Genomic DNA, 24,384 nt, shown 5'->3' with positions numbered 1-24,384 from the left:
AACACGTTACAGGTGGGCGCAGAGGGGATCGAACCCCCGACCGCTGGTGTGTAAAACCAGTGCTCTACCGCTGAGCTATACGCCCGGGCACCGCCGGAGAACCGGCGGTGACGGTTTATGAATCTAGCGCGGCGAGCGCTTTCTCCCAAGCCGCCTGGTCACGGGCCTCTCCTGGACCGTTCATCTCGGCGAAAGTGATGTAGCCGGACTTGTCGACGACGAAGGTGCCGCGGTTGGGGTAACCGGACTTCTCGTTGAAGACGTCGTAGGCCTGGGTGACCGCGCCGTGTGGCCAGAAGTCGGACAGCAGGGGGAACAGGTAGCCCTGTTCGGCGGCCCAGATCTTGTGGGTGGGTGGGGGACCGACGGAGATCGCGAGGATCTCGGCGTCGTCGTTCTGGAACTTGGGCAGCTCGTCACGCACCTTGCACAGCTCACCCTGGCAGATGCCGGTGAAGGCGAGCGGATAGAACACCAGCAGGACGTTCTTCGTACCGCGGTAATCGGAGAGCGTGACAGGCTGGTTGTTCTGGTCCTTGAGCGTGAAGTCCGGCGCGAGCGTGCCAACCTCTAGCGGCATACGGGGATCCTGTCGTCGTGTCGGGTCTCAGCCGAGCGTTCTCGTCCGGCTGAGACCTTAGCGAAGGAGTGGATCAGCGCTGCTTGGACGGTGCCTTGGGCTGGACCAGGCGGCTGCCCGTCCATCCGCCGAGGCTGATGGTGGATGTCTGGGTCAGGCCGGCCGTGGGCGCGGCTTCGGCGATCTCGCTCGGATCGACATGACCTGGTTGACCGGTCTTGGGGGTGAGCACCCAGATGAAGCCTTCGTCGGACAACGGGCTGATGGCGTCCATCAACTCGTCGGCCAGATCGCCGTCTCCCTCCCGCCACCAGAGCAGGACGGCGTCGACGACCTCATCGGAGTCGACGTCGACCATCTCCGCGCCGCTGACCTCCTCGATCTCGGCGCGCAAGGCGTCGTCGGTGTCTTCGTCCCAGCCCAATTCCTGAACAACCAAGCCGTGAGAAATGCCAAGCTTCTGAGCGTAGTTCTGCGCGTCCGCCGCGGCGACCACGGTGGTGTCCTCCCTAAACTGCCGACAATAAGATAGGTGCAAGCGAACATGGTTATCGGCCGTAGCGCAAGCCGATCGGATGAATTGGGACCGTATGCCGCGTGTCGGCCGGGCGAATTCAGCGGCTCTGGCAGGCGTCGTGGACCGTGGTGCGGGCCTGGTTGATGGCCCGGCTGGCATCGTTGAGCGCCCCGACCTGTGAGCTGTAGGTCATCTTCCTGGTCTCGGCGGACAGTTCGCGCGCCGCGACCACATAGCCGGTGAATTTCTCCGCCAGTTCGGTCGGCAGCGCGGTGCCGGCGGCGGTGACACCGGACTCGACTTCGGTCGCCGCGTTGTCGAGGGCGGTAGCCGCGGCTTCCCGCTTGTCGGCGTAGTCGGGGGCGTTGGTGTCGTGCGCGGTGACGAACTCGTTGAAGGCGGTCACCGCGGTACCGGTCGTGGTGGGGAACCGGGTGCAGTTCTCCTCGATCGCGCGCACCTGCGCGGCCGCGGCCTTGGACGACGCCGCCGCCGACGACGACGCGGCGGCCTCGGTCTGATAGGCGGCCACTTCCGCGGCCGGGGCCGTCGGGGTACCCGGAATCTGCTGGGCGCAACCCGCCAGCACCGCGCCCGCGGTCACCGCGACGGCGGCGCAGACCAGTCCCAGCCGGCGCGCGGCAGGCCGCCTCATCGTTGTGCCGATCCCTCTCACACCCGCAGAACTTAGTGGATCGCGGTTCCCGGCAGCGGGCCGGACCTCCGCGAAGCAACACGCTGTGGCCGGTGGAATACCCGGCAGTACCTGCCCGGAGAGGATGACCCAGGACACGTTTTCGGTAAGGATGGGGGTGCGCCCGAAACTTTCGTGACGGGTGGCCCGCACACCAAGCGGGCAGGCCCGGGGATAGCGACGCCAACAAGCAGTTCAGCCCCCTGTACGAGGAGCAGATTTGACCGACCTGATCCACTCTGTATCAGCGAATTCCGCCGACGAACCATCGGCGGCGACACCCACCGCGGGTGCCGACGCCACCAGAACCACCGGTGAGCGCGTTCGGGTGATCCGCGAAGGAGTGGCGTCGTATCTACCCGACATCGATCCGGAGGAGACCAGCGAATGGCTGGAATCCTTCGACGACATGCTCGATCGGGAGGGGCCGGGCCGCGCCCGGTACCTGATGCTGCGTCTGCTCGAGCGCGCGGGCGAACGCCGGGTGTCGATTCCGGCGCTCACCTCCACCGACTACGTCAACACCATCCCCACCGAGAACGAGCCCTGGTTTCCCGGTGACGAGGAAGTGGAGCGCCGCTACCGCGCCTGGATCCGGTGGAACGCCGCGATCATGGTGCACCGCGGGCAGCGTCCCGGCATCGGGGTGGGCGGCCACATCTCGACCTACGCGTCCTCGGCCGCGCTCTACGAGGTGGGCTTCAACCACTTCTTCCGCGGCAAGGACCATCCCGGCGGCGGCGACAGCATCTTCATCCAGGGCCACGCCTCGCCCGGCATCTACGCGCGCGCCTTCCTGGAGGGCCGCCTCAGCGCCGACCGCCTCGACGGGTTCCGGCAGGAGTACAGCCACGGCGGCCTCGGCAAGGGGCTCCCGTCGTACCCGCATCCGCGCCTGATGACCGACTTCTGGGAGTTCCCGACGGTCTCGATGGGCCTGGGCCCGATGAACGCCATCTACCAGGCCAGGTTCAACCACTACCTGACCGATCGCGGCATCAAGGACACCTCCGACCAGCACGTCTGGGCCTTCCTCGGTGACGGCGAGATGGACGAGCCCGAGTCGCGCGGCCTGATCCAGGTGGCCGCCAACGAGGCCCTGGACAACCTGACCTTCGTCATCAACTGCAATCTGCAGCGCCTCGACGGCCCGGTGCGCGGCAACGGCAAGATCATCCAGGAGCTGGAGTCGTTCTTCCGTGGCGCGGGCTGGAACGTCATCAAGGTGGTCTGGGGCCGCGAGTGGGACGCGCTGCTGGGCGCCGACCGCGACGGCGCGCTGGTCAACCTGATGAACACCACCCCCGACGGTGACTACCAGACCTACAAGGCCAATGACGGCGCCTACGTGCGCGACCACTTCTTCGGCCGCGATCCGCGCACCAAGGCGCTGGTCCAGAACATGTCCGACAGCGAGATCTGGAATCTCAAGCGCGGCGGCCACGACTACCGCAAGGTCTACGCGGCCTACGCGGCGGCGATGGCGCACAAGGGTCAGCCGACGGTGATCCTGGCCAAGACGATCAAGGGCTACACCCTCGGCAAGCACTTCGAGGGCCGCAACGCCACCCATCAGATGAAGAAGCTGGCGCTGCAGGACCTCAAGGACTTCCGCGATCTGCAGCGCATCCCGATCAGCGACGCCGAGCTGGAGAAGGATCCGTACCTGCCGCCGTACTACCACCCGGGCATGGACAACCCGGCGATCCAGTACATGCTGGCCCGCCGTGCGGCGCTGGGCGGGTTCGTGCCGGAACGCCGTTCGCCGGCCAAGCCGCTGACGCTGCCCGGCGACGAGGCCTACCGCTCGGTGCGCAAGGGGTCGGGCAAGCAGAAGGTCGCCACCACCATGGCGCTGGTGCGGCTGGTCAAGGAACTGCTGCGGGACAAGGAGATCGGCAAGCGGATCGTGCCGATCATCCCCGACGAGGCCCGCACCTTCGGCATGGATTCGTGGTTCCCGACGCTGAAGATCTACAACCGCAACGGCCAGCTCTACACCTCGGTCGACGCGGAGCTGATGCTCGCCTACAAGGAGAGCACCGTCGGCCAGATCATGCACGAGGGCATCAACGAGGCCGGGTCCACCGCGTCGTTCACCGCGGCGGCCACCTCCTACGCCACCCACGGCGAGCCGATGATCCCGCTCTACATCTTCTATTCGATGTTCGGGTTCCAGCGCACCGGCGACAGCTTCTGGGCCGCCGCCGACCAGCTGGCGCGCGGGTTCGTGCTCGGCGCCACCGCGGGCCGCACCACACTGACCGGTGAGGGTCTGCAGCACAACGACGGCCAGTCGCTGCTGCTGGCGTCGACCAACCCGGCCGTGGTGACCTACGATCCGGCGTTCTCCTTCGAGATCGCGCACATCATGCGCGACGGTCTGCGCCGGATGTACGGCGGCGGCACCGCGGCGCCGAGCCGGCTACCCGGCGCGCGTCCCCAGCCGACGGGCACCTTCGGCGGGGAGGACATCTTCTACTACATCACCCTCTACAACGAGCCCTACCAGCAGCCGGCCGAGCCCGACGACCTCGACGTGGCCGGTCTGCTCAAGGGTCTTTACCTGTACCAGCGCGGTGGCGAAGGATCCGTGCGCGCGCAGATCCTGGTCTCCGGTGTGACCGTGCCCGACGGGTTGCGGGCCCAGGAGATCCTCGCGCAGGACTGGGGTGTGGCCGCGGACGTGTGGTCGGTGACCTCCTTCGGTGAGCTGCGCCGGGAAGCGCTCGACAAGGAGATCGCCGCGCTCGAGCAGCCCGGCGAGGATCCGGGCGTGCCGTATGTCACCCAGGCACTGGCGCCGATGCAGGGACCGGTGGTGGCCGCGACCGACTGGATGCGCGCGGTCGCCGATCAGATCCGGCAGTGGGTGCCCGGCGACTACACCACGCTGGGCACCGACGGGTTCGGCTTCTCCGACACCAGGCCCGCCGCGCGCCGCGTCTTCAAGGTCGACGCCCAGTCGATCGCGGTCGCGGTGATCGAGGGCCTGGTCAAGGACGGCACGTTCGACAAGGCGAAGGCACTGGAGGCGGCCGCGAAATATCGCATCGATGACGTCGCCGCCGCGCCGAAGCCGAGTGCGGACGCGGGCGAGGAACTCGCGTAGCGGACTATTGGACTGTGGAGCGTAAACCGCCGCGGCCCCGCCGGATCACCGAGGGAACCAGCGAGCACGAGGTCTATCTGCCGACCGGGGCACTGTCCCCGAACCGGCAGACCCGTGATCCGCTGCCCGACACGTTGCTCAAACGCGTCAAGCAGTTCTCCGGGCGGCTGTCCACCGAAGCGGTGGGGTCGATGCAGGATCGGCTGCCGTTCTTCGCCGATCTGGACGCCGCGCAGCGTGCTGGCGTGCAGATGCTGGTGCAGACCGCGGTGGTGAACTTCCTGGAGTGGTTGCAGGATCCCGACTCCGATATCCGCTTCAGCCTGGACGCGTTCCAGGTGATTCCGCAGGATCTGGCGCGGCGGCTGACGCTGCGCCAGACCGTGGACATGGTGCGGGTGGCCATGGACTTCTTCGAACAGTGGCTGCCCGCCCTGGCCCGCAACGACCGGCAACTGGTGGCGCTGACCGAGGCGGTGCTGCGATACGGGCGTGAGCTCGGCTTCGCGGCCGCCTCGGTGTACGCCAGCGCCGCCGAATCGCGCGGCGCCTGGGACACCCGCCTGGAGGCCCTGGTGGTCGACGCGGTGGTGCGCGGGGACACCGGCCCGGACATGCTCTCCCGGGCCGCCACGTTGAACTGGGACGCCACCGCGCCCGCCACCGTGCTGGTCGGTACGCCCCCGCTGGATCAGGGGGTGTCGACCGTGGGCGCGGTGCACACCATCGCGACCAGGCACGGCCGCGCCGCGCTGGCGGTGGTGCAGGGCGCGCGGCTGGTGATGGTGGTCAGCGGCCACCTCGGGGACGCGGGCATCGCCTCGCCGTTCCTGACCGATCTGCTCACCGATGTCTTCTCCGAGGGGCCGGTGGTGATCGGTCCGACCATGCGCACCCTCGGCGCCGCGCACGCCAGCGCGATCGAGGCGCTGGCCGGGATGGAGGCCGTGGTGGGCTGGCGGGGGGCGCCTCGGCCGGTGCACGCCTCGGAGTTGCTGCCCGAACGCGCCCTGCTGGGCGATAGAGCTGCGGTCGAGGCGTTGAACGAGTATCTTGTGCTCCCGTTGGCTGCTGCCGGATCTTCGTTATCCGACACACTCGACGCCTATCTGGATTGTGGTGGAGCAGTAGAAACGTGCGCGCGTCAGCTGTACGTCCATCCAAATACCGTTCGGTACCGTCTCAAACGAATCGGCGAGATCACCGGACGGGATCCGATGAATCCTCGAGACGCTTATGTGCTCCGAATCGCGGCCACAGTGGGTCGTTTGACACGAACGCATAACGAATCGTCACCCCCCGTCACAGAAACCCCACCTGCCCCACTGGGTCAAGAACCGCTGTAACGGGATCGGGGAATCGGTCGATCAGGACACCCCACCTCGGATTTTGTGGGACCCCTACAAAACCCATCGGAAAGCTTCATTCGCGCCGACATCTCGTGCGGCGGGGGTCACAGTGTTTTCTTAGGGAGTGATCGCGTTGTTCACCCCTGGACAGGGGTCCCAGACTCCCGGCATGCTCGCGCCCTGGCTCGCCCTCCCCGGTGCGACCGACCGTCTCGAGCTGTGGTCGAAGGCCGCCGGCCTCGACCTGGTTCGTCTCGGTACCACCGCCACGGCGGAGGAGATCGTCGACACAGCCGTCACCCAGCCACTCGTCGTCGCGGCCGCGTTGCTCGCGTTCGGCGAAATCGCCCCGGAAACGCTGGCGGCCGATACGATCGTCGCCGGACACTCGGTCGGCGAATTCGCCGCAGCCGCTGTCGCCGGCGTCATCACCGCCGACGAGGCGGTCGCCCTGGCCGCCATCCGCGGCCGGGAGATGGCCAAGGCGTGTGCGCTGGAGCCGACCGGTATGTCCGCGGTGCTCGGTGGCGACGAAGCCACCGTGCTCGCACGGCTCGCCGAGCTCGATCTCGTCCCGGCCAACCGCAACGCGGTCGGCCAGATCGTCGCAGCGGGCCGCCTGGAAGCTCTGGCGGAGCTCGCCGCGAACCCGCCGGAGAAGGCACGGGTCCGCGCATTGCCCGTCGCCGGTGCGTTCCACACTGCCTTCATGGCACCGGCACAGGAAGCTGTCGCCGAGGCCATCGCCCAGATCTCGCCGAGCGACCCGATCCGGACGCTGCTGTCGAACTTCGACGGCAAGCCGGTCACCTCGGGCGCCGACGCGATCGACAAGCTCGCCGCGCAGGTCACCCACCCCGTGCGCTGGGACCTGTGCACCGAGACCGTCCGTACCGCGAACGTCTCGGCCGTGGCCGAACTGCCACCGGCGGGCACCCTCGTCGGCATTGCCAAGCGGGAGCTGAAGGGCACGCCCAACCTCGCCCTGAAGACTCCGGAAGACCTCCCCGCGTTGGTCGAACTGACCACCTCCGGCTAGCTTTCCCCCCGGCGGTCACGCACGACGAGGTGCCGACCGTCCAAGACCCTACAAATGAGAAACAAGAAGGGAGCCACCAAAGTGGCCGCTCTGACCCAGGAACAGATCGTCGAAGAACTCGGCAAGATCATCGAAGAGGTTACGGGTATCGAACCCTCCGAGGTGACCATCGAGAAGTCCTTCGTCGACGACCTGGACATCGACTCGCTGTCCATGGTCGAGATCGCTGTGCAGACCGAGGACAAGTACGGCGTCAAGATCCCCGACGAGGATCTGGCCAGCCTGAAGACCGTGGGCGACGCTGTCTCCTACATCCAGAAGCTCGAGGCGGAGAACTCCGACGCCGCCGCGGAGCTCAAGGCCAAGTTCGACGCCGAGTAGGGCCGACACTGTGACCACTCCTTCCACCTTGAACGGGAATTTCCCCAACGTCGTCGTCACCAGCATGGCGGCGACCACGTCGATCGCGGGTGATGTCGATGCGACGTGGAAGGGACTCCTCAACGGTGAGAGCGGAATCGACGTTCTCGAGGATTCCTTCATCGAGGAATACGACCTGCCGGTGCGTATCGGCGGTCACCTGAAAGTCAGCCCCGACACCCTGCTGAGCCGGGTCGAGATCCGCCGCATGGCGTATGTCGAGCGCCTGGCGACCGTCCTCGGTCGTGAGGTGTGGAAGAACGCGGGCAGCCCGGAGGTCGACCCCGACCGCCTGGGCGTCGCGATCGGCACCGGCCTCGGTGGCGGCGACGCGCTGATCGACTCGGTCGACAAGCTGAAGAACGGTGGCTACCGCAAGATCTCGCCGCTGGCTGTTCAGATGGTCATGCCGAACGGTCCGTCGGCCGTCGTCGGGCTCGAGCTGAAGGCCAGGGCGGGAGTGGTCACTCCGGTCTCGGCGTGCTCGTCGGGTTCGGAGGCCATCGCCAACGCGTGGCGGATGATCGTGATGGGTGACGCCGACATGGTCGTCACCGGTGGTGTCGAGGGTTTCATCGACTCCGTGCCGATCGCGGCATTCTCCATGATGCGGGCGATGAGCACCCGCAACGACGATCCGAAGGGCGCCTCGCGTCCGTTCGACTCCGATCGTGACGGCTTCGTCTTCGGCGAGGCCGGTGCGCTCATGGTCGTCGAGACCGAAGAGCATGCCAAGGCTCGCGGTGCCACCATCCACGCTCGACTGCTGGGTGCGGGCATCACTTCCGACGGCTTCCACCTGGTCGCTCCCGATCCCGAGGGCACCGGTGCGGCCAGGGCGATGACCCGCGCGATGCAGACCGCCGGTCTGACCAAGCAGGACATCACCCACATCAACGCCCACGCGACCGCGACGCCGATCGGCGACACCGCCGAGTGCAACGCGATCCACAAGGCTGTGGGCACCCACGCTTCGGTCTACGCGCCGAAGTCGGCACTGGGCCACTCGATCGGCGCCGTCGGCGCGCTCGAGTCCGTGCTCACCGTGCTCGCGATCCGGGACGGCATCGTCCCGCCGACGCTGAACCTGGACAACCAGGATCCGGAGATCGATCTCGATGTGGTGCACGGGGAAGCCCGTCGCCAGGAAATCGAGTACGCGATCAACAATTCCTTCGGCTTCGGTGGGCACAACGTCGCGCTCGCCTTCGGTCGGGCCTAGCCGCACCGATCGACTGCATCACGATCCCCGGTGGGGGTCGCGCCAACTGAATGGTTCGACCTCCACCGGTGGTTCGCCATACGCAGCCGCCGTAGCGGCGAGAATCTAACGAAGGTAGGAGTAAACGCGATGACCATCATTGCTCCCGCGTTTCAAGACACGACGACCGATCCGCGTGACCCGCTCGGTCGGCTCCAGCGATTCTTCGACCCCGGCACCGTCCTACCGCTACACCCGCGGGACAAGTCCGGTGTCCTGGCCGCGATCGGCGAGGTCGACGGTGTCCGCACCGTGGCCTACTGCTCCGACGCCACCGTCATGGGTGGCGCGATGGGCGTCGAAGGCTGCAAGCACATCGTCGACGCGATCGACACCGCCATCGATTCCGGCATCCCGGTCGTCGGCCTGTGGCACTCCGGTGGCGCGCGCCTGGCCGAGGGCGTCGAGGCGCTGCACGCGGTCGGCCTGGTCTTCGAGGCCATGGTCCGCGCGTCCGGCCTGGTGCCGCAGATCTCGGTGGTGCTCGGCTTCGCCGCCGGTGGCGCGGCCTACGGTCCGGCGCTGACCGACGTCGTCATCATGGCGCCCGAGGGCCGCGTCTTCGTCACCGGTCCGGACGTCGTGCGTTCGGTGACCGGCGAGAACGTCGACATGGAGACCCTCGGCGGGCCCACCACGCACTACAAGAAGTCCGGCGTCTGCCATATCGCCGCCGACGACGAGGCCGATGCCATGCACCGCGCCCGCCGGCTGGTGTCGATGTTCGCCGAGCAGGGCGAGTTCGACCTGATCGCCGCCGAGCACGGTGACGTCGACCTGAAGGCGATGCTGCCGGAGTCGGCCAAGCGCGCCTACGACGTGAAGCCGATCATCCACGAGCTGCTCGACAATGTCGACGGTGAGTCCTCGTTCGAGGAGCTGCAGGGTGGATACGCCCGCAGCATGGTCGTCGGTCTGGGTCGTCTCGGTGGCCGCACCGTCGGTGTGCTCGCCAACAACCCGCTGCGCCTGGGCGGCTGCCTCAACTCCGAGAGCGCCGAGAAGGCCTCCCGTTTCGTCCGCCTGTGCGACGCGTTCGGCATCCCGCTGATCGTCGTCACCGATGTGCCCGGCTACCTGCCGGGTGTCGGTCAGGAGCTCGAGGGCGTGGTCCGGCGCGGTGCCAAGCTGCTGCACGCCTTCGCCGAGGCCCGCGTCCCGCGCGTCACCCTGGTGACCCGCAAGATCTACGGCGGCGCCTACATCGCGATGAACGCCCGTTCGCTGGGCGCGACCGCGGTGTACGCCTGGCCCGGTTCCGAGGTCGCCGTCATGGGTGCCAAGGCCGCGGTCGGCATCCTGCACAAGAAGGCCCTCGCCGCCGCTCCCGAAGACGAACGCGAAGCCCTGCACGAGCGCCTGACCGCCGAGCACGAGAAGATCGCCGGCGGCGTCGAACGCGCTGTCGCCATCGGCGTGGTCGATCAGGTCATCGACCCGGCCAAGACCCGCAGCATCATCGCCGCGGCCCTGGCCTCGGCCCCGGCCCGCAAGAGCCACCACAAGAACATCCCGCTGTGACCTGACAGCACCCAGCACCACCCTTCGGGCCCCGGAACCTCCGGGGCCCGGAGTCGTTTCGGAGACGAAACTCCCGTGCGCCGGCTTCCGCCGAGCCGTACGCTGGCTCCGATACTGGAGGGGAGACGAATGGTTCGCCGGAGAAGTCCGCAGGAGAAGAAGGCGCTCAGCTACGCCAAGGACCGCCGCAATGTCTATGGCGAGAACGACAAGAGTTCACGCAAGAACATCCCGCGCAACAAGCGCATCCCCAATCGGGTCGACCGCCACCAGGAGCAGCTGTTCGTCACCGCCCTCGGCCCGGTGGACCTCGACGCCGCCGAGGACTGCGAAGTGACCCTGCGCATGACACGATCGAAATGGCACACCGGACGCTGGCGCAAATACCCGGACGCGCCGCTGGGCGCCGTTGTCGCCCACCGCCTCGCGCGGCGCCGGGAGCGGGAGCTCGGTTGAGGCCGCACCGCTGCGGGGTGAGCGCATAATCGGGGGGTGCGCTATGAGGAGTTGGGGGACGTGCCGTGTTCTATCACGCGGCCGTTGGTGATCTTCGGGGATCGGTGGACGTTGCTGATTCTGAAGTATTGCTTTGCCGGGGTGCGGCGGTTCAACGGGTTTCAGGGGGCGTTGGGGATTTCGCGGGGGCGGTTGGGGGATCGGCTGGATCGGTTGATCGAGCACGGGATTCTGGTGAAGCGGCCCGCGGCGGACGGGGCGTACGAGGAATACCGGCTGACCGAGAAGGGGCACGCCATCTATCCGATCCTGATGGCGATCCGCGACTGGGGTGACACCTACCTGGCGCCGGACGGTCCGCCCGTCGAATACCGCCACCAGGGCTGCACCGGTGAAGCCCACACCCACCTGACCTGCGATGAATGCGGGACCGAAGTCACCGCCCGCGACATCACCCCCGAGCCCGGCCCCGGCCTCGCCGGCTACCCTTGCCCCGCGTGATCGGTGCCCGGCCGGCTACTCCCGTCCCGGGTGATCGGTGCCCGGCCGACTACTCGCGCCACGGGTGATCGGTGGCCGGCGGTTACTCGCGCCCTGCGTGATCGGTGCCCGGCCGGCTACTCCCGTCCCGGTGATCGCCGGCCGGCCTGTGGTGGCGGTGTCCGGGAGCTCGCCGCCACCATCGCCAGGTGATCTTGTTCCTACGCGGTGTGCCAGGTGACCTGGTCGTCGAGGGGCGCGCGGGTGGTGCGGAAAGTGTTGACGGGGTGTTCGGGGTCGGGGTAGCCGAAGGAGACGCCGAAGACGACCTTGCGGTGGTCGGGGAGGCCGAAGTATTCGCGGAAGAAGGGGGAGTAGGAGGCGAGGGCGGCCTGGGGGGCGGCGCCGAGACCGAGGGCTTGGGCGCCGAGCAGGAAGTTCTCCAGCCACAGGCCGCAGTCGACGGCGCCGTAGACGCCGAGGTCGGCCTCGGAGGTGACGACGGCGACGTGCGGCGCGTCGAAGAACTCGAAGTTGCGCACCATCTGGCGCATGGTGTTCTCGTGGTCGCCCTTGACGATGCCGACGCTGTCGTAGAGCTGGAACCCGCACTCGCGCCGGCGATCCTTGTACACCCCGGCGTATTCGCCCGGGAACTCGAAATCCGGTGCGGTGCCATGGGATTGGATATAGGTGAGCAGCTCCTTGCGCAGCCGGACGGTCCCTTCACCCTCGGTCACCACGACCTGCCACGGCTGGGTGTTGCACCAGGACGGCGTGCGCCGGGTGAGGCTCAGCAACTGCTCGATGGTGGCGCGCTCGACCTGCTCGGGCCGGAACTGGCGGCAGGTCCAGCGTTCGTCGGCCAGCCGCTGCAGCGTGGCGAAATCGGTAGCGGTCGGCGCCATCGCACGGCCCCCTCGTTCGATCCGGGAGAACTAGTCTCATTTTGAGACCAACGTAGCAGTGGAGTGGCGCGCGCGGAACCCGTCGGCATCGCGAAATGCGGTGCCGACGGGCGATATCGGCGGGTCAGGCACGCCGGCGGAGCACCCAGATCCCGATCCCGATCCCGGCCGGCAATGCCACCCCGGCCGCGCCGAGCGCGTAGGCCGTCCACGGCCGGGCGACGGTGGGCGCCCCGCTCACCGAGGCGGTGTCGGGCCCGGCCTGCTCACCCAGCACATCGGCGCCGCCGGTGACGTAGGTCGGTCCCGCCTCGGGGCTGCCCGACACGGTCAGATCGAGCTGCACCGGCGTCGGCGGCAGCGCGTCTGCGCCGATCGGCAGCCCGACCTTCACCGCGAGGTAGTACCACCCCGCGACAGACTGCCGCTGCACCTCGCTGTCGTTGGAGTCCCGGTTGGCGTAGCGGATCGGCACCGAGGCCAGCTTCAGTTCGGCGGGCGAGCGGCCGCTGTAGGAGGTGGTGTCGGCGTCGATCTGACGACCCAGCGGCGAATACAGCGTGGTCTCGACATTGGCGGCAGCGGTGGAGTTCGCCCCGCCGGTCTCGGCGAAACGCACCCGGTAGGCGAGGCCCTGGCCCCAGTCCAGGCGCACCTTGTAGAAGACGTACTCGCCCGACTGCACGGTGTCGGTGTAGCTACCGCTGCCGGGGAGCTCCGCGGCGACGGTGAACGCGCCACCGCCGCTGACCGGCTGCACGGCACCGGCCGGCTCGGTGAAGGCGATCGCCTGGGCGTCGGCGGGCGGTCCGGGATCGGTGACACCCGGCTCGATACCGACGAGGATCTCCACCGGTAGCCGCGCGGGAGCGCCGGTCGGCGCGATATCCCAGTTCAGCTCGTAGTAGTAGCGCCCGCCACCTTCGCATTCGCCCGCGCCGTCGGCCGCCGCGCCCTCGAAGGTGTTGCTGACGGTGAGCGCGACGCCGTCGCTGGCGCTGGACTCGAGTTCGCGTTCGCGGATATTGCAGGAGACGCCGTCGCGACCGTAGACGCGCAGTTCCAGCGCGGCGAGGTCCTCGGTGATGGAGACGTCCTTCGCGCGGGGGAAGGAGACGATCCCGGTGAAGTACGCGGTCGCGCCGTCGGGGACGTCCACCGCGTAGAACCGCTTCTCCTGCTGCCCGATCGTGTCGAGGTACTGACCGGCCTTCGCGACCGGTGCGGACGCGTAGCCGTCGGTGCCGGTGATCGGGGTCCCGGTGGCCTGGTAGTTGCGCAGGGCCGCCGAACTCACCCGCGGCAGAATGCGTTCCAGCGCTGCACCGTCGGCGGCGTCGCTGTAGGTGCCGCCGGTGGCCTGCGCCATGCAGGTGAGCTGGGCGCGGGCCTTGTCGTCGACGGCGAAACCGATCGTGTGCACGACCAGGTCGAGGCCCTGCCGCTTCAGCTCCGCGGCGACCTCGCACGGGTCCGGCGGCGCGCAGGTGTCGTCACCGTCGGAGACGAGCACGATCGAGCGCGGCCCGGAATCGGGCAGCGCGTCGGCGGCCTGGCGCAACGCGGTGCCCATCGGGGTCCAGCCGCGCGCCTGGATGCCGTCGACGGCGCTGGTCAGCCCGGCCCGGTCGAGGGTGGTCGGCGGGTGCAGTACCTGCACGTCGCGGCAGCCCACGGCCTTGTCGGCTTCGGTGTTGCCGGTGCCCGTGCCGTAGGTGGTCAAGCCGACCGAGGACTCGGCCGGCGCCGACTCTACGAAACTGCGCACCGCCCGCTTCGCCGAATCCATCATGGTGCCGCCCTGATCGGGGCGTTGCATCGATCCGGAGGCGTCGAGGATCAGCATGGTCGGCGCGTACTGTCCGGGGTCGGCGTGCGCGAACGCGGGCAGGGCTACCGGGAACAGCGTGAGCGCGGTGGCGGTGAGTGCGGTGGTCAGCGTGCGGAATCTCGACATGTCCTCGACTTCATCGAACCAGGGTCAAACCGAGCTGACGTTACCGATCGGCCCGAGCCCGATCTACCCCCAGAACTGGTGGCACCACCCGCCGTGCTGGGCGCCTACGACACGGGGACGACCATGCGGGGCACAATCGAACCCATGGCTTCGCAGGCCCGTGACGCCCACGAGCGGAAACGGCACGGCAGGCATTACACGCCGCCGGACCTCGCGCGGTTCCTGGCGCGACGGGCCCTGGCGCATGTGTCACACGCGGGGGAGTTACGGGTGCTCGACCCGGCCTGTGGTGACGGGGAGTTACTGCTGGCGGTGCATCGGGAACTCGCGGCGAGCAGGCCGGATGTCCGGGTCAGGCTCACCGGCTACGACCTGGATCGTCCAGCACTGACCCAGACCACCGCACGCGCCGAAGCCGAGGGCGCCGAGATCGACTGCCGTTCCGGTGACTTCCTCGCCGCCTCCGCGCACTTGGCCGATGCCACCTTCGACCTGATCATCAGCAACCCGCCGTATGTGCGCACCCAGCAGCTGGGCGGCGCGACCGCGCGCCTGCTGAGCCAGCGGTTCGGCCTGCGCGGGCGCATCGATCTCACCCACCCGTTCGTGGCGGTGGCGCCCCGACTGCTCGCACCGGGCGGCGTGCTCGGATTACTGTGCGCCAACCGGTTTCTCACCACCAGGGCGGGCGCCAATCTGCGCCGGATCCTGACCGGTGAGCTGACACCGGTGGAGCTCTACGATCTCGGCGACACCAAGTTGTTCGCCGCCGCGGTCCTGCCCGCAATCACCGTCGCGAGGCGTGACGCCGCAGCGGGGCCGTGCCGGTTCGTCTCGGTCTACGAACAACCTGGTGCCGAAGCCGATTGCGCCGCCGGGCTTTTCGACGCGCTGGCCGGCGACGACAACTGCCTGGTCGGTGCTGGTGGGCGGGTTTTCGCTGTCGAGGTCGGTCTGCTCTCGACCGGATCGCCTGCGGCCACCGGCATCAGCCGTACCGGCCGCGGCGACGAGCGGGTGGCGGGTGCGGGTCCTGTGGCGCAGGTGGGTGATTCGGCGTGGCGGATGTCGAGTCCGGATGTCGACCGGTGGCTTGCCCGGATCGCCGACCACACCTGGCGCTGTTTCGGCGAGGCCGCCCGGATCAGGGTGGGGATCAAGACGACCGCGGATCGGGTGTTCATCTCCGATCGGTGGGAGCAGAAGGATCCGATGCCCGAGCCGGAACTGTTGCGGCAGTTGATCACTCATCACGATCTCGAGCCCTGGCGGATCACCGCCGCGCGCGGTACGCGGGTGCTGTACCCCTACGACCTGGCCCAGCCCCGGCGCACCCCGATCGACCTGGCCGAATTCCCCGACGCGGCCGAATATCTGCGGTCACACGAGCAGGTGCTGACCGGCCGCCGGTATGTGCTCGCCGGTGGGCGGCAGTGGTTCGAGATCTGGGTGCCGCAGCGCCCGCACCTGTGGGGTGCGCCGAAACTGGTGTTCCCCGATATCAGTGAGCGGCCGCGTTTCGCCCTCGACCGGTCCGGCGCGGTGGTCAACGGTGACTGCTACTGGATCTCGCTGACCGATCTCGGCGCGGGCGAGCAGGCGACCGAGCTGGCGTATCTGCTGATGGGCGTGGCGAATTCGGCGCTGGGCCTGCGGTTCTACGACGCGGTCTGCGGCAACCGGCTCTACTCCGGACGCCGCCGCTGGATCACCCAGTACGTGGCGCGGCTGCCGCTGCCTGATCCGGCGGCCCCGGCGGCGGCGGAGATCGTGCGCCGGGTGCGCGGCGTGCTCGACGAGGATCTCACCGTGGCGCAGGCCGGGATCGACGAGGCGGTCGCCGCCGCGTTCGGGGTGTCCGCTCAGTGAGCGGGGCGGATGCTCACCATCGGTAGCAGGATGCTGCGGGCGAACTCGCGGCTGGCCACCGGGTCGTCGAGCGGGATGAGCCCGTCGGGGGTCAGCGCCAGCGACTGGGCCAGCCGGGCCAGTACCTCGGCGACCAGTGCGGGATCGAAGTCCAGGTCGGGGATGTCGGCCTGGAGCTCGCGGAGTTTCTCGGCGAGATAGGCGCGTCCGACAGCGAGGATCGGCCCGCCGTCGGTGGTGAGCCGGGGCAGGATCATCTCCGGTTCGGTGCCGAGCAGCCTGCGGAGCAGTTCATTGCTCGCGATGGTGGTGACGAAGGCGACGAAGATCTCCACGAGCTGGTCGTCGGGTTCGGTGACCGCGCGCACCCGCTCGTCGATATCGGCGACATAGCGCTGTGCCTCGCGCACGCTCACCGCTTCGACCAGGTCGTTCTTGGATTCGAAGCGCCGGTACAGGGTGGCCGGGCTGATGCCGGCGCGGCGCGCGATCTCGCCCATGCTCGTGCGTTTGATCCCGAAATCCAGGAACGCCGACAGCGCGCTGTCGAGCACCTTCTCACCGGCGGCGCCGGGCTTTTCCAGTATCCGCGCGAGGATGGACGAAACGGTAGGCATCGCCCCATTATCCCTGTGGCGAAAGATCCAGTGCGGCCATCTCCTGTTCGATCGCGTTGGCGGCGAAATGGACACCGCGCGACCGTAATTCGTGGACCCGGCACTGGAGTGCCTCGATCCCGCCGGGCTGGGCCGCGATATCGGCCACGCTGAGCGGTCCCCCCGCTCGGTGCACACCGGATTGCATGTATGCCACCGTGATACCTCCTGCCTCGCGTACCCGAAGCCGGTCGCCGTACTCATGACCGGTTGCGATACGCAGGGAAAATGCTAGCAGGTATCCCTACTGGTCGCTTGATCAGTGTGACGTGTCACAACACCTCGGCAGCGCGGTGATTCGCCAGATTGTGCAGATACACCGCCGCATTGAGCTTGATGCCGTCCTGCTGCGCCTCGGTCAGCTCGCGGCGCACCTTGCCCGGCACACCGGCGACCAGGGAACCGGGCGGGATCTGCGCACCCTCCGGAATCAGCGCGTTCGCCGCGATCAGGGTGCCCGCGCCGATCACCGCGCCGTTGAGCACGGTGGCGCCCATGCCGACGAGCACATCGTCGCCGATGGTGCAGCCGTGCAGGATCGCGTTGTGTCCCACCGAGACTCCGGTGCCGACGGTGAGCGGGAAACCGGGGTCGGCGTGCAGTACGCAGCCGTCCTGGATATTGGTGCGCGCGCCGACGGTGATCTGCTCGAGATCGCCGCGCAGCACCGCCGAGTACCAGACGCCGACCTCGGCCGCGAGCGTCACCCGGCCGATGACGGTCGCGTTCGGCGCGATCCAGGCCGTGTCGTCGATATCGGGCGCGAATCCGCTCACCTTGATGATCATGAAGACAGTATGACGCCCCGGAACTGGGCCCGATGGGCGGCGGGGCTGGTGCCCAGGACGCGGTGGAAGTGGTGGCGCAGGCTCACCGCGCTGCCGAAGCCGGTCTCGGCGGCGATCCGGTCGACGGTGTCGTCGGTGGATTCCAGCAGCAGTCGGGCGCGATCGGTGCGCTGCTGGAGCAGCCACTGCTGGGGGCTGGTGCCGGTGCGGTCGCGGAAGCGGCGGGTGAAGGTGCGCCGGGACATGTGCGCGCGGCGCGACCAGGTGTCGAGATCGATGGCGGTGTCGAGGTGGGTGCGCGCCCAGACCATCGCGTGCTCGATCGGGTCGGCGGCGTCCTCGCCGGGCACCGCGATCGGGATGAACTGGGCTTGGGAGCCGCCCCGGTGTGGTGCGGTGACCAGCGCGCGGGCCAGGTCGGTGGCGGCGCGGGCGCCGAGGTCGCCGCGCACGATGTGCAGGCAGCAGTCCAGCGCGGCCGCGACCCCGGCGGAGGTGATCACGTCGCCGAGGTCGGTCCACAGGGAGTCGGCGCGAACGCGGACGCGGGGAAATGCGGCGGCCAGATCGCTCGCGGCGGCCCAGTGGGTGTTGATCTCGCGGCCGTCGACCAGGCCGGTCGCGGCGATCGCCCACGAGCCGAGGCACAGCCCGACCAGCCGGGCGCCGCGCGCGTGCGCCACGTGGACGGCCTCGTGCAGCGCGGGCGACAGGGCGAGGTCGCGCTGCCAGCCGGGGAAGACGATCAGATCGGCGTCGGCCACCGTGTCCACGCCGTCGCGTACGGTGATGTCGAATCCCGCTGCGGTGGACAGGGTTCCGGGTGTATCGGCGCAGACGCGCACCGTGTAGGGGAGTTCGCCGTGGTCGAGGCCCGACCCGCTGCGGCCCAGGACCAGCGTGGGCACCGAAAGATGGAACGGGCTGATGCCGTCGAAGGCGACGACCGCGACGCTGCGCATGGCCCGATATTAGCGCTGCATGGCCTGCAGGCCGCTGTTCGGTGGTAGCGGCATCGGCGAAAGTTGATCACATGACCGAGATGCTCACCCGCCCCGCCCTCGCAGCCGCCCTGCACATCGGCGGCCCGACGCTGCGCTTCCGCTACGGCGGCCTGACCTGGCTCACCGACCCCACCTTCGACGAGCCGGGCGTGTACCCGGGGCCGATCACCCTGCACAAGCTCAGCGGACCCGCGGTGCCGCTCGCCGAGCTCGGCGCGGTCGACGTGGTGCTGCTCTCGCACGATCAGCACGCCGACAACCTCGACACCGCCGGGCGCGCGCTGCTCCCGCGGATCGAGACCGTGCTGTCCACCCCGGACGCCGCGGAACGCATCGCGGGCGTGCGCGGGCTGGCGCCCTGGGAGACGGTGACGGTCGGGGCGGTGGAGGTCACCGCGGTGCCCGCCTTACACGGGCCGGAGGGCTGCGAACCGATCAGTGGCGCGGTCACCGGGTTCGTGCTGCGGGCGGCCGGGGAACCGACCGTCTATGTCTCCGGGGACAACGCCTCGGTCGAGCTGGTGGCGCAGATCGTCGAACGGGTGGGCCGGATCGACGCGGCGGTGCTCTGTATCGGGGCCGCCAATGTCGGCCGGTGGGGCGATATCGACGTCACGCTCAATGCCCGCACGGCCGTCCAGGCCGCCGTCGCGCTGGGTGAGGCCGTGATCGTGGCCGTGCACGCGGAGGGCTGGGGGCACTTCAGCGAGTCGCTGGACTACCTCGAACGCACCTTCGCCTATGCCGACCGCGCCGACCAGCTCTACATCCCGGTACGCGGCGAACTGTTCTCGGTCTGACGATCACCCGCCTCCGTGTCGGCGTGGGCCGCGCCTTTGTGTGAGAAGAGGGTTCGAAGGTGCTGAGCAAAGTTCGGGACGCTCGCCCGCGTGGGAACCCGCCGCGGACACCACCCCGACCGCCGCGAAACCCCCACCGGCGGCGTGACCGACACGCGCCGGGTGTCGTCGGGTTCGGCGCGGTCACGGTCCTAGGCTGGGACGATGACGCGTACAGGCGGGATCCTGGGGGTGCCGACCGAGGTCAAGCCGCAGGAATTCCGGGTGGCGCTGACGCCGGCGGGCGCGGCCGAACTGATCGGGCACGGGCATGAGGTGCGCGTGCAGGCCGGCGCCGGGCGCGGTTCCGGATTCGCCGACGACGACTATCGCGCGGCGGGCGCGCGCATCGTGGCCGACGCCGATCAGGTCTGGGCCGCGGCCGATCTCGTGCTTAAGGTGAAAGAGCCCATCGCGCAGGAGTATTCGCTACTGCGCCGGAATCAGGTGCTGTTCACCTATCTGCACCTGGCCGCCTCGAAGGAGTGCACCGACGCGATCCTGTCCGCGGGCAGCACCGCGATCGCCTACGAGACCGTGCGCGCCCCCGACGGTTCGCTGCCACTGCTCGCGCCGATGAGCGAGGTGGCGGGCAAGCTCAGCGCCCAGGTCGGCGCCTATCACCTGATGGCGCCGCTGGGTGGCGAGGGCATGCTGCTCGGCGGTGTCCCCGGCGTGCGCCCGGCCGAGGTGGTGGTGCTCGGCGGCGGGGTGGCCGGGACGAACGCGGCGACCGTGGCGGTCGGGATGGGCGCGCGGGTCAGTGTGCTCGATACGAACCTGGCGCGGCTGCGCGAGCTCGACGCGCGCTTCGCCGGCCGGGTCGGCACCCTCGCCTCGCACGCGCTCGAGATCGACAAGGCCGTCGCCGCCGCCGATCTGGTGATCGGCTCGGTGCTGGTGCCCGGCGCCAAGGCACCGAAACTGGTGTCCGACGAGCTCGTCGCGCGGATGCGGCCGGGCTCGGTGCTGGTCGACATCGCCGTCGACCAGGGCGGCTGCTTCGCCTCCTCCCGCCCGACCACCCACGCGAATCCGACCTTCCACGTGGCGGATTCGCTGTTCTACTGCGTGGCGAACATGCCCGGCGCCGTCCCGCACACCGCCACCGTCGCGCTCACCAACGCCACCCTGCCCTACGCGATCCAGCTCGCCGACAAAGGCTGGCGCGGCGCCTGCACCGCCGACCCCGGCCTCGCAGCGGGTCTCACCGCCGTCGACGGCAAACTCCTCTCCGCCGAAGTCGCCGCCGCCCACGGGTACTCACTCGAGGCCTGATCCGGTCACGTGATCACCACGCTCTGGTTGGCGGCATCTGCCGAGATCAGAGCGTGGTGATCTCGTTCCGTCAGTGGCCGCCGCCGAGGTACCAGTCGGGGACGCCGTCGGTGGGGAGGTCGCGCAGCTTGTCGGGGTTGCGTACGACATTGATCGCGACGATCCGGGCCCCGTCGACGACGAAGGAGAACACGCCGATGTTGGTGCCGTCGAAGACCACCAGCCCGGGTACGCCGTTGACCAGCACCGCCCGGCCCCAGCCGTTCGCGGCCGAGGGCGCGTGGTACCAGCCGAGCAGCATCTTCGCGATGAGTTCCGCGCCGCGCACCGGCTGCCGGATCGCGGGCACCTTGCCGCCGCCGTCGGCGGTGAGCACCACCTTCTCGTCGAGGACACCGAGCAGCGCGCTCAGGTCACCCGAGCGCCAGGCCAGCGCGAAGGCCGAGACGACCTGTTCCTGCTCGGCCGGGGAGGCGGGGAAGCGCGGGGTGCCGTTCTCGACGTGCTTGCGCGCCCGCGACGCCAGCTGACGGACCGCCGCGGGCGTGCGGCCGACCACCTCGGCCACCTCGGGTCCGGTCATCCCGAACACGTCCTGCAGGACGAAGGCGGTGCGTTCGGCCGGGGACAGCGATTCCAGCACCACCAGCAGCGCGGTGGTGACGCGCTCGTCCTGGGAGATGCGATCGGCCGGATCGTCCCAGGTGGTGACCTCCGGTTCGGGCAGCCACTCGCCGACGTACTGCTCCCGGCGGGCGCGCGCCGACCCGAGCAGGTCGAGGGCGAGGCGGCCGGTGACGGTGGTGAGCCAGGCGCGCAGGTTCTCGATCTCGCCTGCCTTGCCCGACTCGTGCCGGCGTTGCAGGCGCAGCCACGCGTCCTGCACCACGTCCTCGGCGTCGCTGAGGCTGCCGAGCGTGCTGTAGGCCAGCCGTCGCAGGTAGGGGCGATGCTCTTCGAAGCGGCGGGCCAGCTCGGCCTGGTCGATGGGGTGCGGTGCGTCGGTCATCGTGGCTGCCATTCGGTTGTCCGGCCCGGTCCGGGCGAGTGTAGGAGTGCCGTCACAGTCAGGACGAACCAGCGCGCCCCGGTGTGACATTCCCGCGGTCGGCTACCCTCGCCCGGTGCAGAAGGGGACATCGACGGCGGCCGGGCTGCTACTGGGATTCGCGCTCGACCGGGTGTTCGCCGATCCGCGCCGGTGGCATCCGGTGGCCGGATTCGGTACGGCGGCAGCGGCATTGGAGCAGCGCACCTACGCAGACACCCGGGCGGCCGGGGTGCTGCACGAGGTCGTCGCGGTGGGGTCGGTCCTCGGGTTCGGTGTCCTCGCGGCGCGCGGCGGGACCCTGGCCACCGCGCTGGCCACCTGGACCGCGCTCGGCGGCCGGAGTTTGGCGCGAGCAGGCCGGGAGATGGCTGATCGCCTCGACGCCGACGATCTGACCGGCGCGCGGGAACTGCTGCCCTCGCTGTGCGGCCGCGATCCGTCGGTGCTCGACGCCGACGGACTGGCGCGCGCCGCCCTGGAATCCATCGCCGAGAACACCTCCGACGCGACGGTCGCGCCGCTGCTGTGGGGTGGCGTCGCCGGGGTGCCGGGGCTGCTGGGCTATCGCGCCGTGAACACCCTCGACGCGATGATCGGCTACCGCAACGAGCGCTACGAACGATTCGGCTGGGCAGCCGCCCGCGTCGACGACGCCGCGAATCTGGCACCCGCCCGGGTCACCGGGCTCCTGACCGTGCTGCTCGCGCCGCTGGTCGGTGGCACACCCGCGGCAGCGTGGCGGGCCTGGCGCCGCGACGCCGCCAAGCATCCGAGCCCGAACGCGGGCGTGGTCGAAGCGTCGATGGCCGGTGCGCTCGGTGTCCGGCTGGGCGGCCGAACCCAGTACCGGCACGGCGCCGAACTCCGGCCGACGCTCGGAGACGGTCCGGCGCCGACCACCGCGGATCTGCGCCGGGCGGTGCGGATGTCCGAAGCGGTGCAGGTGGGAGCCCTGGCGGTGGCGGTGGTCGTCGCCGCTGTGCGTGGCTAGGTGCGTTGGGCGGCGCGCGGTGGCGGTGATCGCTGCTGTGCGGCGCTGTCTGGGCCGGGCGGTGTGGTGCGTGGCGGCGGTCGTTGTTGCTGTGCGGGGCTAGCTGGTGGGGCGCAGTGGCGATGGCGATGGTCGTCGCTGCTTGTGCGTGGCTGGTCGGGTTGGCCGGCGCGGTGGTGGTCGTCGCTGGTGTGTGTGGCTAGTTGCGTTGGGTGGCGGAGGTGATTCGGCCGTTGGTCAGCGGTTGCGGCCGTAGCGGTCGGCGAGGCGGGATTCGGTGGTCGTCGGCGCGGGGGGAGCCGCGTCCGGCGTGGTCGTGAGCGGCGGGGTGTCGCCACGCTCGCGGCGGCGGGCGCGGAGTTCGGCGAAGACGAAGTAGCCGAGGCCGAGGGGGGCCATGATGCCGAAGGCCAGCCATTGCAGGCCGTAGGACAGGTACGGGCCCGCGTCGAGCTGGGGGAGCGGCGCGGGGGTGAAGGCGCCGGGCTGGCCCTCGGCGAGCTGGAGGTAGCCGCCCTTGTCGGTGCCGGTCGGGATGGGGGTCAGGGTGGTGTTCAGGACGGTCGATTCCTGGGTGGTGTCGACCGTGTAGACCTGGCGGTAGCCGTCCTGGGTGCTCGGCGGCTTGTCGGCGACGACACCCTCGGAGGCGCGCACGCGAGCTTCGAGGCGCTGCGGGCCGGTCGGCGGCGCGGCGATCGGCGGCGGGCGGGTGCCGTCGACGGCGGCGACCAGGCCGCGATCGACCAGCAGGGTGCGGCCGTCGTCGAGACGGAAGGCGTCCAGCACCGCGTAACCGGGGGCGCCGTCGAGATGACGCAACCGCACCAGCACCGTCGAATCGGGGACATACGTGCCGGTCGCGGTCACCCTGCGCCACTCGGTGTGCGCGGTCGGGTCACCGTCGAGCACCCCGGTCACGTCCACCGGATCGGCCCGCACCGAATCGGCGATCAGCTGGTTGCGGTGCTCGGTGCTGGTGTTCTTGCCCAGCTGCCAGGGGGCGAGCACGGTGAAGCACAGATAGGCGAAGGCGGCGACGATCACCGCGAGGATCAGCCAGCTGGGCCGCAGCAGGAAGGTGAGTCTGCGCATCAGTGTGGCACGTCGACGGTGGTGCGGGCGTCGAGTTCGGCGCGCACCCACTCGAGCAGGCCGGGGACGGCGGCTTCGATCTGGTCGCGGACCAGGTCGAAGCCGGACTGGTCACCGTAGTACGGGTCGGGCACGTCCGGGCCGTCGGCGGCGGGGTCGAAGCTGCGCAGCAACCGGCGCTGATCCGAGGCGACACCGCGCTGCGCGAGTTCCCGGTCGTGGCCGGTGTCGAGGGCGACGATCAGGTCGGCGTCGCGGTGCTCGGGCCCGAAGGTGGCCGCGGTGTGCTCGGTGGGATAACCGGCCCGGCGCAGCGTCGCCTCGGTGCGCGGGTCGGCCGCGTCGCCGACATGCCACGCCCCGGTGCCCGCGCTGGTGACCCGCACCCGGTTCGCCAGACCCGCCCGGTACAGATGCGCGGCGAACATGTTCGCGGCCATCGGCGAGCGACAGATGTTCCCGGTGCAGACAAACGTCACGTGAATCGCTCCCACGTGACCCATTGTCGCCCGTGCCGCC

24 protein-coding genes and 1 tRNA gene are annotated in these 24,384 nt (G+C 69.5%); 12 read left to right on the top strand and 13 right to left on the bottom strand.

The window, feature by feature from the left end; translation table 11 throughout:
* Window positions 1-13 precede the first annotated feature (13 nt).
* From ACFXK0_RS22505 to ACFXK0_RS22490, 4 genes are all read right to left on the bottom strand, one after another.
* A tRNA-Val gene (locus ACFXK0_RS22505) sits at window positions 14-85 on the bottom strand.
* A gap of 30 nt (window positions 86-115) precedes the next feature.
* On the bottom strand, window positions 116-580 hold the full coding sequence (locus ACFXK0_RS22500; RefSeq protein ID WP_379412603.1) for a peroxiredoxin: 465 nt from the start codon (window positions 578-580) through the stop codon (window positions 116-118).
* A 73-nt stretch (window positions 581-653) separates the two neighbouring features.
* The gene (locus tag ACFXK0_RS22495; RefSeq protein ID WP_379412601.1) at window positions 654-1,076 is read right to left on the bottom strand and encodes a DUF3052 domain-containing protein; all 423 of its coding nucleotides are present in this window, start codon (window positions 1,074-1,076) and stop codon (window positions 654-656) included.
* Between the two features lie 118 nt (window positions 1,077-1,194).
* Complete coding sequence (locus ACFXK0_RS22490) at window positions 1,195-1,752, bottom strand: hypothetical protein (RefSeq protein WP_379412599.1); 558 nt, start codon at window positions 1,750-1,752, stop codon at window positions 1,195-1,197.
* A 367-nt stretch (window positions 1,753-2,119) separates the two neighbouring features.
* Between ACFXK0_RS22490 and aceE the strand changes: the two genes are divergently transcribed.
* The 8 genes from aceE (at window position 2,120) to ACFXK0_RS22450 (ending at window position 11,450) form a co-directional block, all read left to right on the top strand.
* Window positions 2,120-4,903, top strand: coding sequence for a pyruvate dehydrogenase (acetyl-transferring), homodimeric type (gene aceE / locus ACFXK0_RS22485; protein ID WP_379412674.1), 2,784 nt, complete (start codon window positions 2,120-2,122; stop codon window positions 4,901-4,903).
* 14 nt (window positions 4,904-4,917) lie between these two features.
* A complete protein-coding gene (locus ACFXK0_RS22480) occupies window positions 4,918-6,249 on the top strand; it encodes a PucR family transcriptional regulator (protein WP_379412598.1) in 1,332 nt (443 codons plus the stop codon).
* A 127-nt stretch (window positions 6,250-6,376) separates the two neighbouring features.
* Complete coding sequence (locus ACFXK0_RS22475) at window positions 6,377-7,291, top strand: ACP S-malonyltransferase (RefSeq protein ID WP_379412596.1); 915 nt, start codon at window positions 6,377-6,379, stop codon at window positions 7,289-7,291.
* An 81-nt stretch (window positions 7,292-7,372) separates the two neighbouring features.
* On the top strand, window positions 7,373-7,672 hold the full coding sequence (gene acpM, locus ACFXK0_RS22470; protein WP_019046010.1) for a meromycolate extension acyl carrier protein AcpM: 300 nt from the start codon (window positions 7,373-7,375) through the stop codon (window positions 7,670-7,672).
* Window positions 7,673-7,682: 10 nt separating this feature from the next.
* A complete protein-coding gene (locus tag ACFXK0_RS22465) occupies window positions 7,683-8,933 on the top strand; it encodes a KasA/KasB family beta-ketoacyl-ACP synthase (protein ID WP_379412595.1) in 1,251 nt (416 codons plus the stop codon).
* Between the two features lie 129 nt (window positions 8,934-9,062).
* Window positions 9,063-10,493, top strand: a complete 1,431-nt coding sequence (locus ACFXK0_RS22460) for an acyl-CoA carboxylase subunit beta (protein ID WP_379412594.1) — start codon at window positions 9,063-9,065, stop codon at window positions 10,491-10,493.
* A gap of 129 nt (window positions 10,494-10,622) precedes the next feature.
* Entirely contained in the window at window positions 10,623-10,949 is a 327-nt protein-coding gene (locus tag ACFXK0_RS22455; RefSeq protein WP_379412593.1) for a hypothetical protein, read from the top strand.
* A 36-nt stretch (window positions 10,950-10,985) separates the two neighbouring features.
* The gene (locus tag ACFXK0_RS22450; RefSeq protein WP_379412592.1) at window positions 10,986-11,450 is read left to right on the top strand and encodes a winged helix-turn-helix transcriptional regulator; all 465 of its coding nucleotides are present in this window, start codon (window positions 10,986-10,988) and stop codon (window positions 11,448-11,450) included.
* A gap of 200 nt (window positions 11,451-11,650) precedes the next feature.
* Here ACFXK0_RS22450 and ACFXK0_RS22445 read toward each other — a convergent pair whose 3' ends face one another.
* Window positions 11,651-12,337, bottom strand: a complete 687-nt coding sequence (locus tag ACFXK0_RS22445) for a nitroreductase (RefSeq protein ID WP_379412591.1) — start codon at window positions 12,335-12,337, stop codon at window positions 11,651-11,653.
* Window positions 12,338-12,461: 124 nt separating this feature from the next.
* Entirely contained in the window at window positions 12,462-14,294 is a 1,833-nt protein-coding gene (locus tag ACFXK0_RS22440; protein WP_379412589.1) for a VWA domain-containing protein, read from the bottom strand.
* Window positions 14,295-14,438: 144 nt separating this feature from the next.
* Here ACFXK0_RS22440 and ACFXK0_RS22435 point away from each other — a divergent pair, with 144 nt between their 5' ends.
* Window positions 14,439-16,163: an Eco57I restriction-modification methylase domain-containing protein gene (locus tag ACFXK0_RS22435; RefSeq protein ID WP_379412588.1), complete on the top strand. Its 1,725-nt coding sequence runs from the start codon at window positions 14,439-14,441 to the stop codon at window positions 16,161-16,163.
* Here ACFXK0_RS22435 and ACFXK0_RS22430 read toward each other — a convergent pair.
* From ACFXK0_RS22430 to ACFXK0_RS22415, 4 genes are all read right to left on the bottom strand, one after another.
* A complete protein-coding gene (locus ACFXK0_RS22430; protein ID WP_379412586.1) occupies window positions 16,157-16,780 on the bottom strand; it encodes a TetR/AcrR family transcriptional regulator in 624 nt (207 codons plus the stop codon). The two genes, ACFXK0_RS22435 and ACFXK0_RS22430, sit on opposite strands and share 7 nt — an antisense overlap.
* A gap of 7 nt (window positions 16,781-16,787) precedes the next feature.
* Window positions 16,788-16,967 (bottom strand): hypothetical protein, encoded by a 180-nt coding sequence (locus ACFXK0_RS22425; protein WP_379412672.1) that lies wholly within the window; start codon window positions 16,965-16,967, stop codon window positions 16,788-16,790.
* A gap of 124 nt (window positions 16,968-17,091) precedes the next feature.
* Window positions 17,092-17,607, bottom strand: coding sequence for a gamma carbonic anhydrase family protein (locus ACFXK0_RS22420; protein ID WP_379412585.1), 516 nt, complete (start codon window positions 17,605-17,607; stop codon window positions 17,092-17,094).
* Window positions 17,604-18,569, bottom strand: coding sequence for a GlxA family transcriptional regulator (locus ACFXK0_RS22415; protein ID WP_379412583.1), 966 nt, complete (start codon window positions 18,567-18,569; stop codon window positions 17,604-17,606). Before ACFXK0_RS22415 ends, ACFXK0_RS22420 begins: the two co-directional genes overlap by 4 nt.
* 71 nt (window positions 18,570-18,640) lie before the next feature.
* On the opposite strand from ACFXK0_RS22415, the gene ACFXK0_RS22410 reads away from it, so the two are divergent.
* Together ACFXK0_RS22410 and ald are read left to right on the top strand one after the other, a co-directional pair.
* Complete coding sequence (locus ACFXK0_RS22410) at window positions 18,641-19,411, top strand: MBL fold metallo-hydrolase (protein ID WP_379412582.1); 771 nt, start codon at window positions 18,641-18,643, stop codon at window positions 19,409-19,411.
* Between the two features lie 204 nt (window positions 19,412-19,615).
* On the top strand, window positions 19,616-20,728 hold the full coding sequence (gene ald / locus ACFXK0_RS22405) for an alanine dehydrogenase (protein ID WP_379412581.1): 1,113 nt from the start codon (window positions 19,616-19,618) through the stop codon (window positions 20,726-20,728).
* A 70-nt stretch (window positions 20,729-20,798) separates the two neighbouring features.
* Here the strand turns inward: ald and sigJ are convergent, their stop codons facing one another.
* Complete coding sequence (gene sigJ / locus ACFXK0_RS22400) at window positions 20,799-21,737, bottom strand: RNA polymerase sigma factor SigJ (RefSeq protein ID WP_379412579.1); 939 nt, start codon at window positions 21,735-21,737, stop codon at window positions 20,799-20,801.
* A 115-nt stretch (window positions 21,738-21,852) separates the two neighbouring features.
* On the opposite strand from sigJ, the gene ACFXK0_RS22395 reads away from it, so the two are divergent.
* On the top strand, window positions 21,853-22,770 hold the full coding sequence (locus ACFXK0_RS22395; RefSeq protein WP_379412578.1) for a cobalamin biosynthesis protein: 918 nt from the start codon (window positions 21,853-21,855) through the stop codon (window positions 22,768-22,770).
* 237 nt (window positions 22,771-23,007) lie between these two features.
* Here ACFXK0_RS22395 and ACFXK0_RS22390 read toward each other — a convergent pair whose 3' ends face one another.
* A complete protein-coding gene (locus tag ACFXK0_RS22390; RefSeq protein ID WP_379412577.1) occupies window positions 23,008-23,865 on the bottom strand; it encodes an SURF1 family protein in 858 nt (285 codons plus the stop codon).
* Window positions 23,865-24,368: a low molecular weight protein-tyrosine-phosphatase gene (locus ACFXK0_RS22385; RefSeq protein ID WP_379412576.1), complete on the bottom strand. Its 504-nt coding sequence runs from the start codon at window positions 24,366-24,368 to the stop codon at window positions 23,865-23,867. The genes ACFXK0_RS22390 and ACFXK0_RS22385 overlap by 1 nt, the downstream gene beginning before the upstream one ends.
* Between the last annotated feature and the right edge of the window lie 16 nt (window positions 24,369-24,384).

The sequence above is a fragment of the Nocardia sp. NPDC059177 genome, from assembly GCF_042755165.1.
In the GTDB taxonomy this organism is placed as follows: domain Bacteria; phylum Actinomycetota; class Actinomycetes; order Mycobacteriales; family Mycobacteriaceae; genus Nocardia.
This window is presented reverse-complemented; position numbering and strand designations above follow the sequence as displayed.

Bases quoted from the DNA above. Each gene is read 5' to 3' on its own strand.
- ACFXK0_RS22415 (WP_379412583.1), bottom strand. From the start codon at position 18,569: ATGCGCAGCGTCGCGGTCGTCGCCTTCGACGGCATCAGCCCGTTCCAT.
- ACFXK0_RS22385 (WP_379412576.1), bottom strand. From the start codon at position 24,368: ATGGGTCACGTGGGAGCGATTCACGTGACGTTTGTCTGCACCGGGAAC.
- ACFXK0_RS22390 (WP_379412577.1), bottom strand. From the start codon at position 23,865: ATGCGCAGACTCACCTTCCTGCTGCGGCCCAGCTGGCTGATCCTCGCG.
- sigJ (WP_379412579.1), bottom strand. From the start codon at position 21,737: ATGACCGACGCACCGCACCCCATCGACCAGGCCGAGCTGGCCCGCCGC.
- ACFXK0_RS22440 (WP_379412589.1), bottom strand. From the start codon at position 14,294: ATGTCGAGATTCCGCACGCTGACCACCGCACTCACCGCCACCGCGCTC.
- ACFXK0_RS22425 (WP_379412672.1), bottom strand. From the start codon at position 16,967: ATGCAATCCGGTGTGCACCGAGCGGGGGGACCGCTCAGCGTGGCCGAT.
- ACFXK0_RS22420 (WP_379412585.1), bottom strand. From the start codon at position 17,607: ATGATCATCAAGGTGAGCGGATTCGCGCCCGATATCGACGACACGGCC.
- ACFXK0_RS22445 (WP_379412591.1), bottom strand. From the start codon at position 12,337: ATGGCGCCGACCGCTACCGATTTCGCCACGCTGCAGCGGCTGGCCGAC.
- ACFXK0_RS22490 (WP_379412599.1), bottom strand. From the start codon at position 1,752: ATGAGGCGGCCTGCCGCGCGCCGGCTGGGACTGGTCTGCGCCGCCGTC.
- ACFXK0_RS22455 (WP_379412593.1), top strand. From the start codon at position 10,623: ATGGTTCGCCGGAGAAGTCCGCAGGAGAAGAAGGCGCTCAGCTACGCC.
- ACFXK0_RS22410 (WP_379412582.1), top strand. From the start codon at position 18,641: ATGACCGAGATGCTCACCCGCCCCGCCCTCGCAGCCGCCCTGCACATC.
- ACFXK0_RS22430 (WP_379412586.1), bottom strand. From the start codon at position 16,780: ATGCCTACCGTTTCGTCCATCCTCGCGCGGATACTGGAAAAGCCCGGC.
- ald (WP_379412581.1), top strand. From the start codon at position 19,616: ATGACGCGTACAGGCGGGATCCTGGGGGTGCCGACCGAGGTCAAGCCG.
- ACFXK0_RS22500 (WP_379412603.1), bottom strand. From the start codon at position 580: ATGCCGCTAGAGGTTGGCACGCTCGCGCCGGACTTCACGCTCAAGGAC.
- ACFXK0_RS22460 (WP_379412594.1), top strand. From the start codon at position 9,063: ATGACCATCATTGCTCCCGCGTTTCAAGACACGACGACCGATCCGCGT.
- ACFXK0_RS22435 (WP_379412588.1), top strand. From the start codon at position 14,439: ATGGCTTCGCAGGCCCGTGACGCCCACGAGCGGAAACGGCACGGCAGG.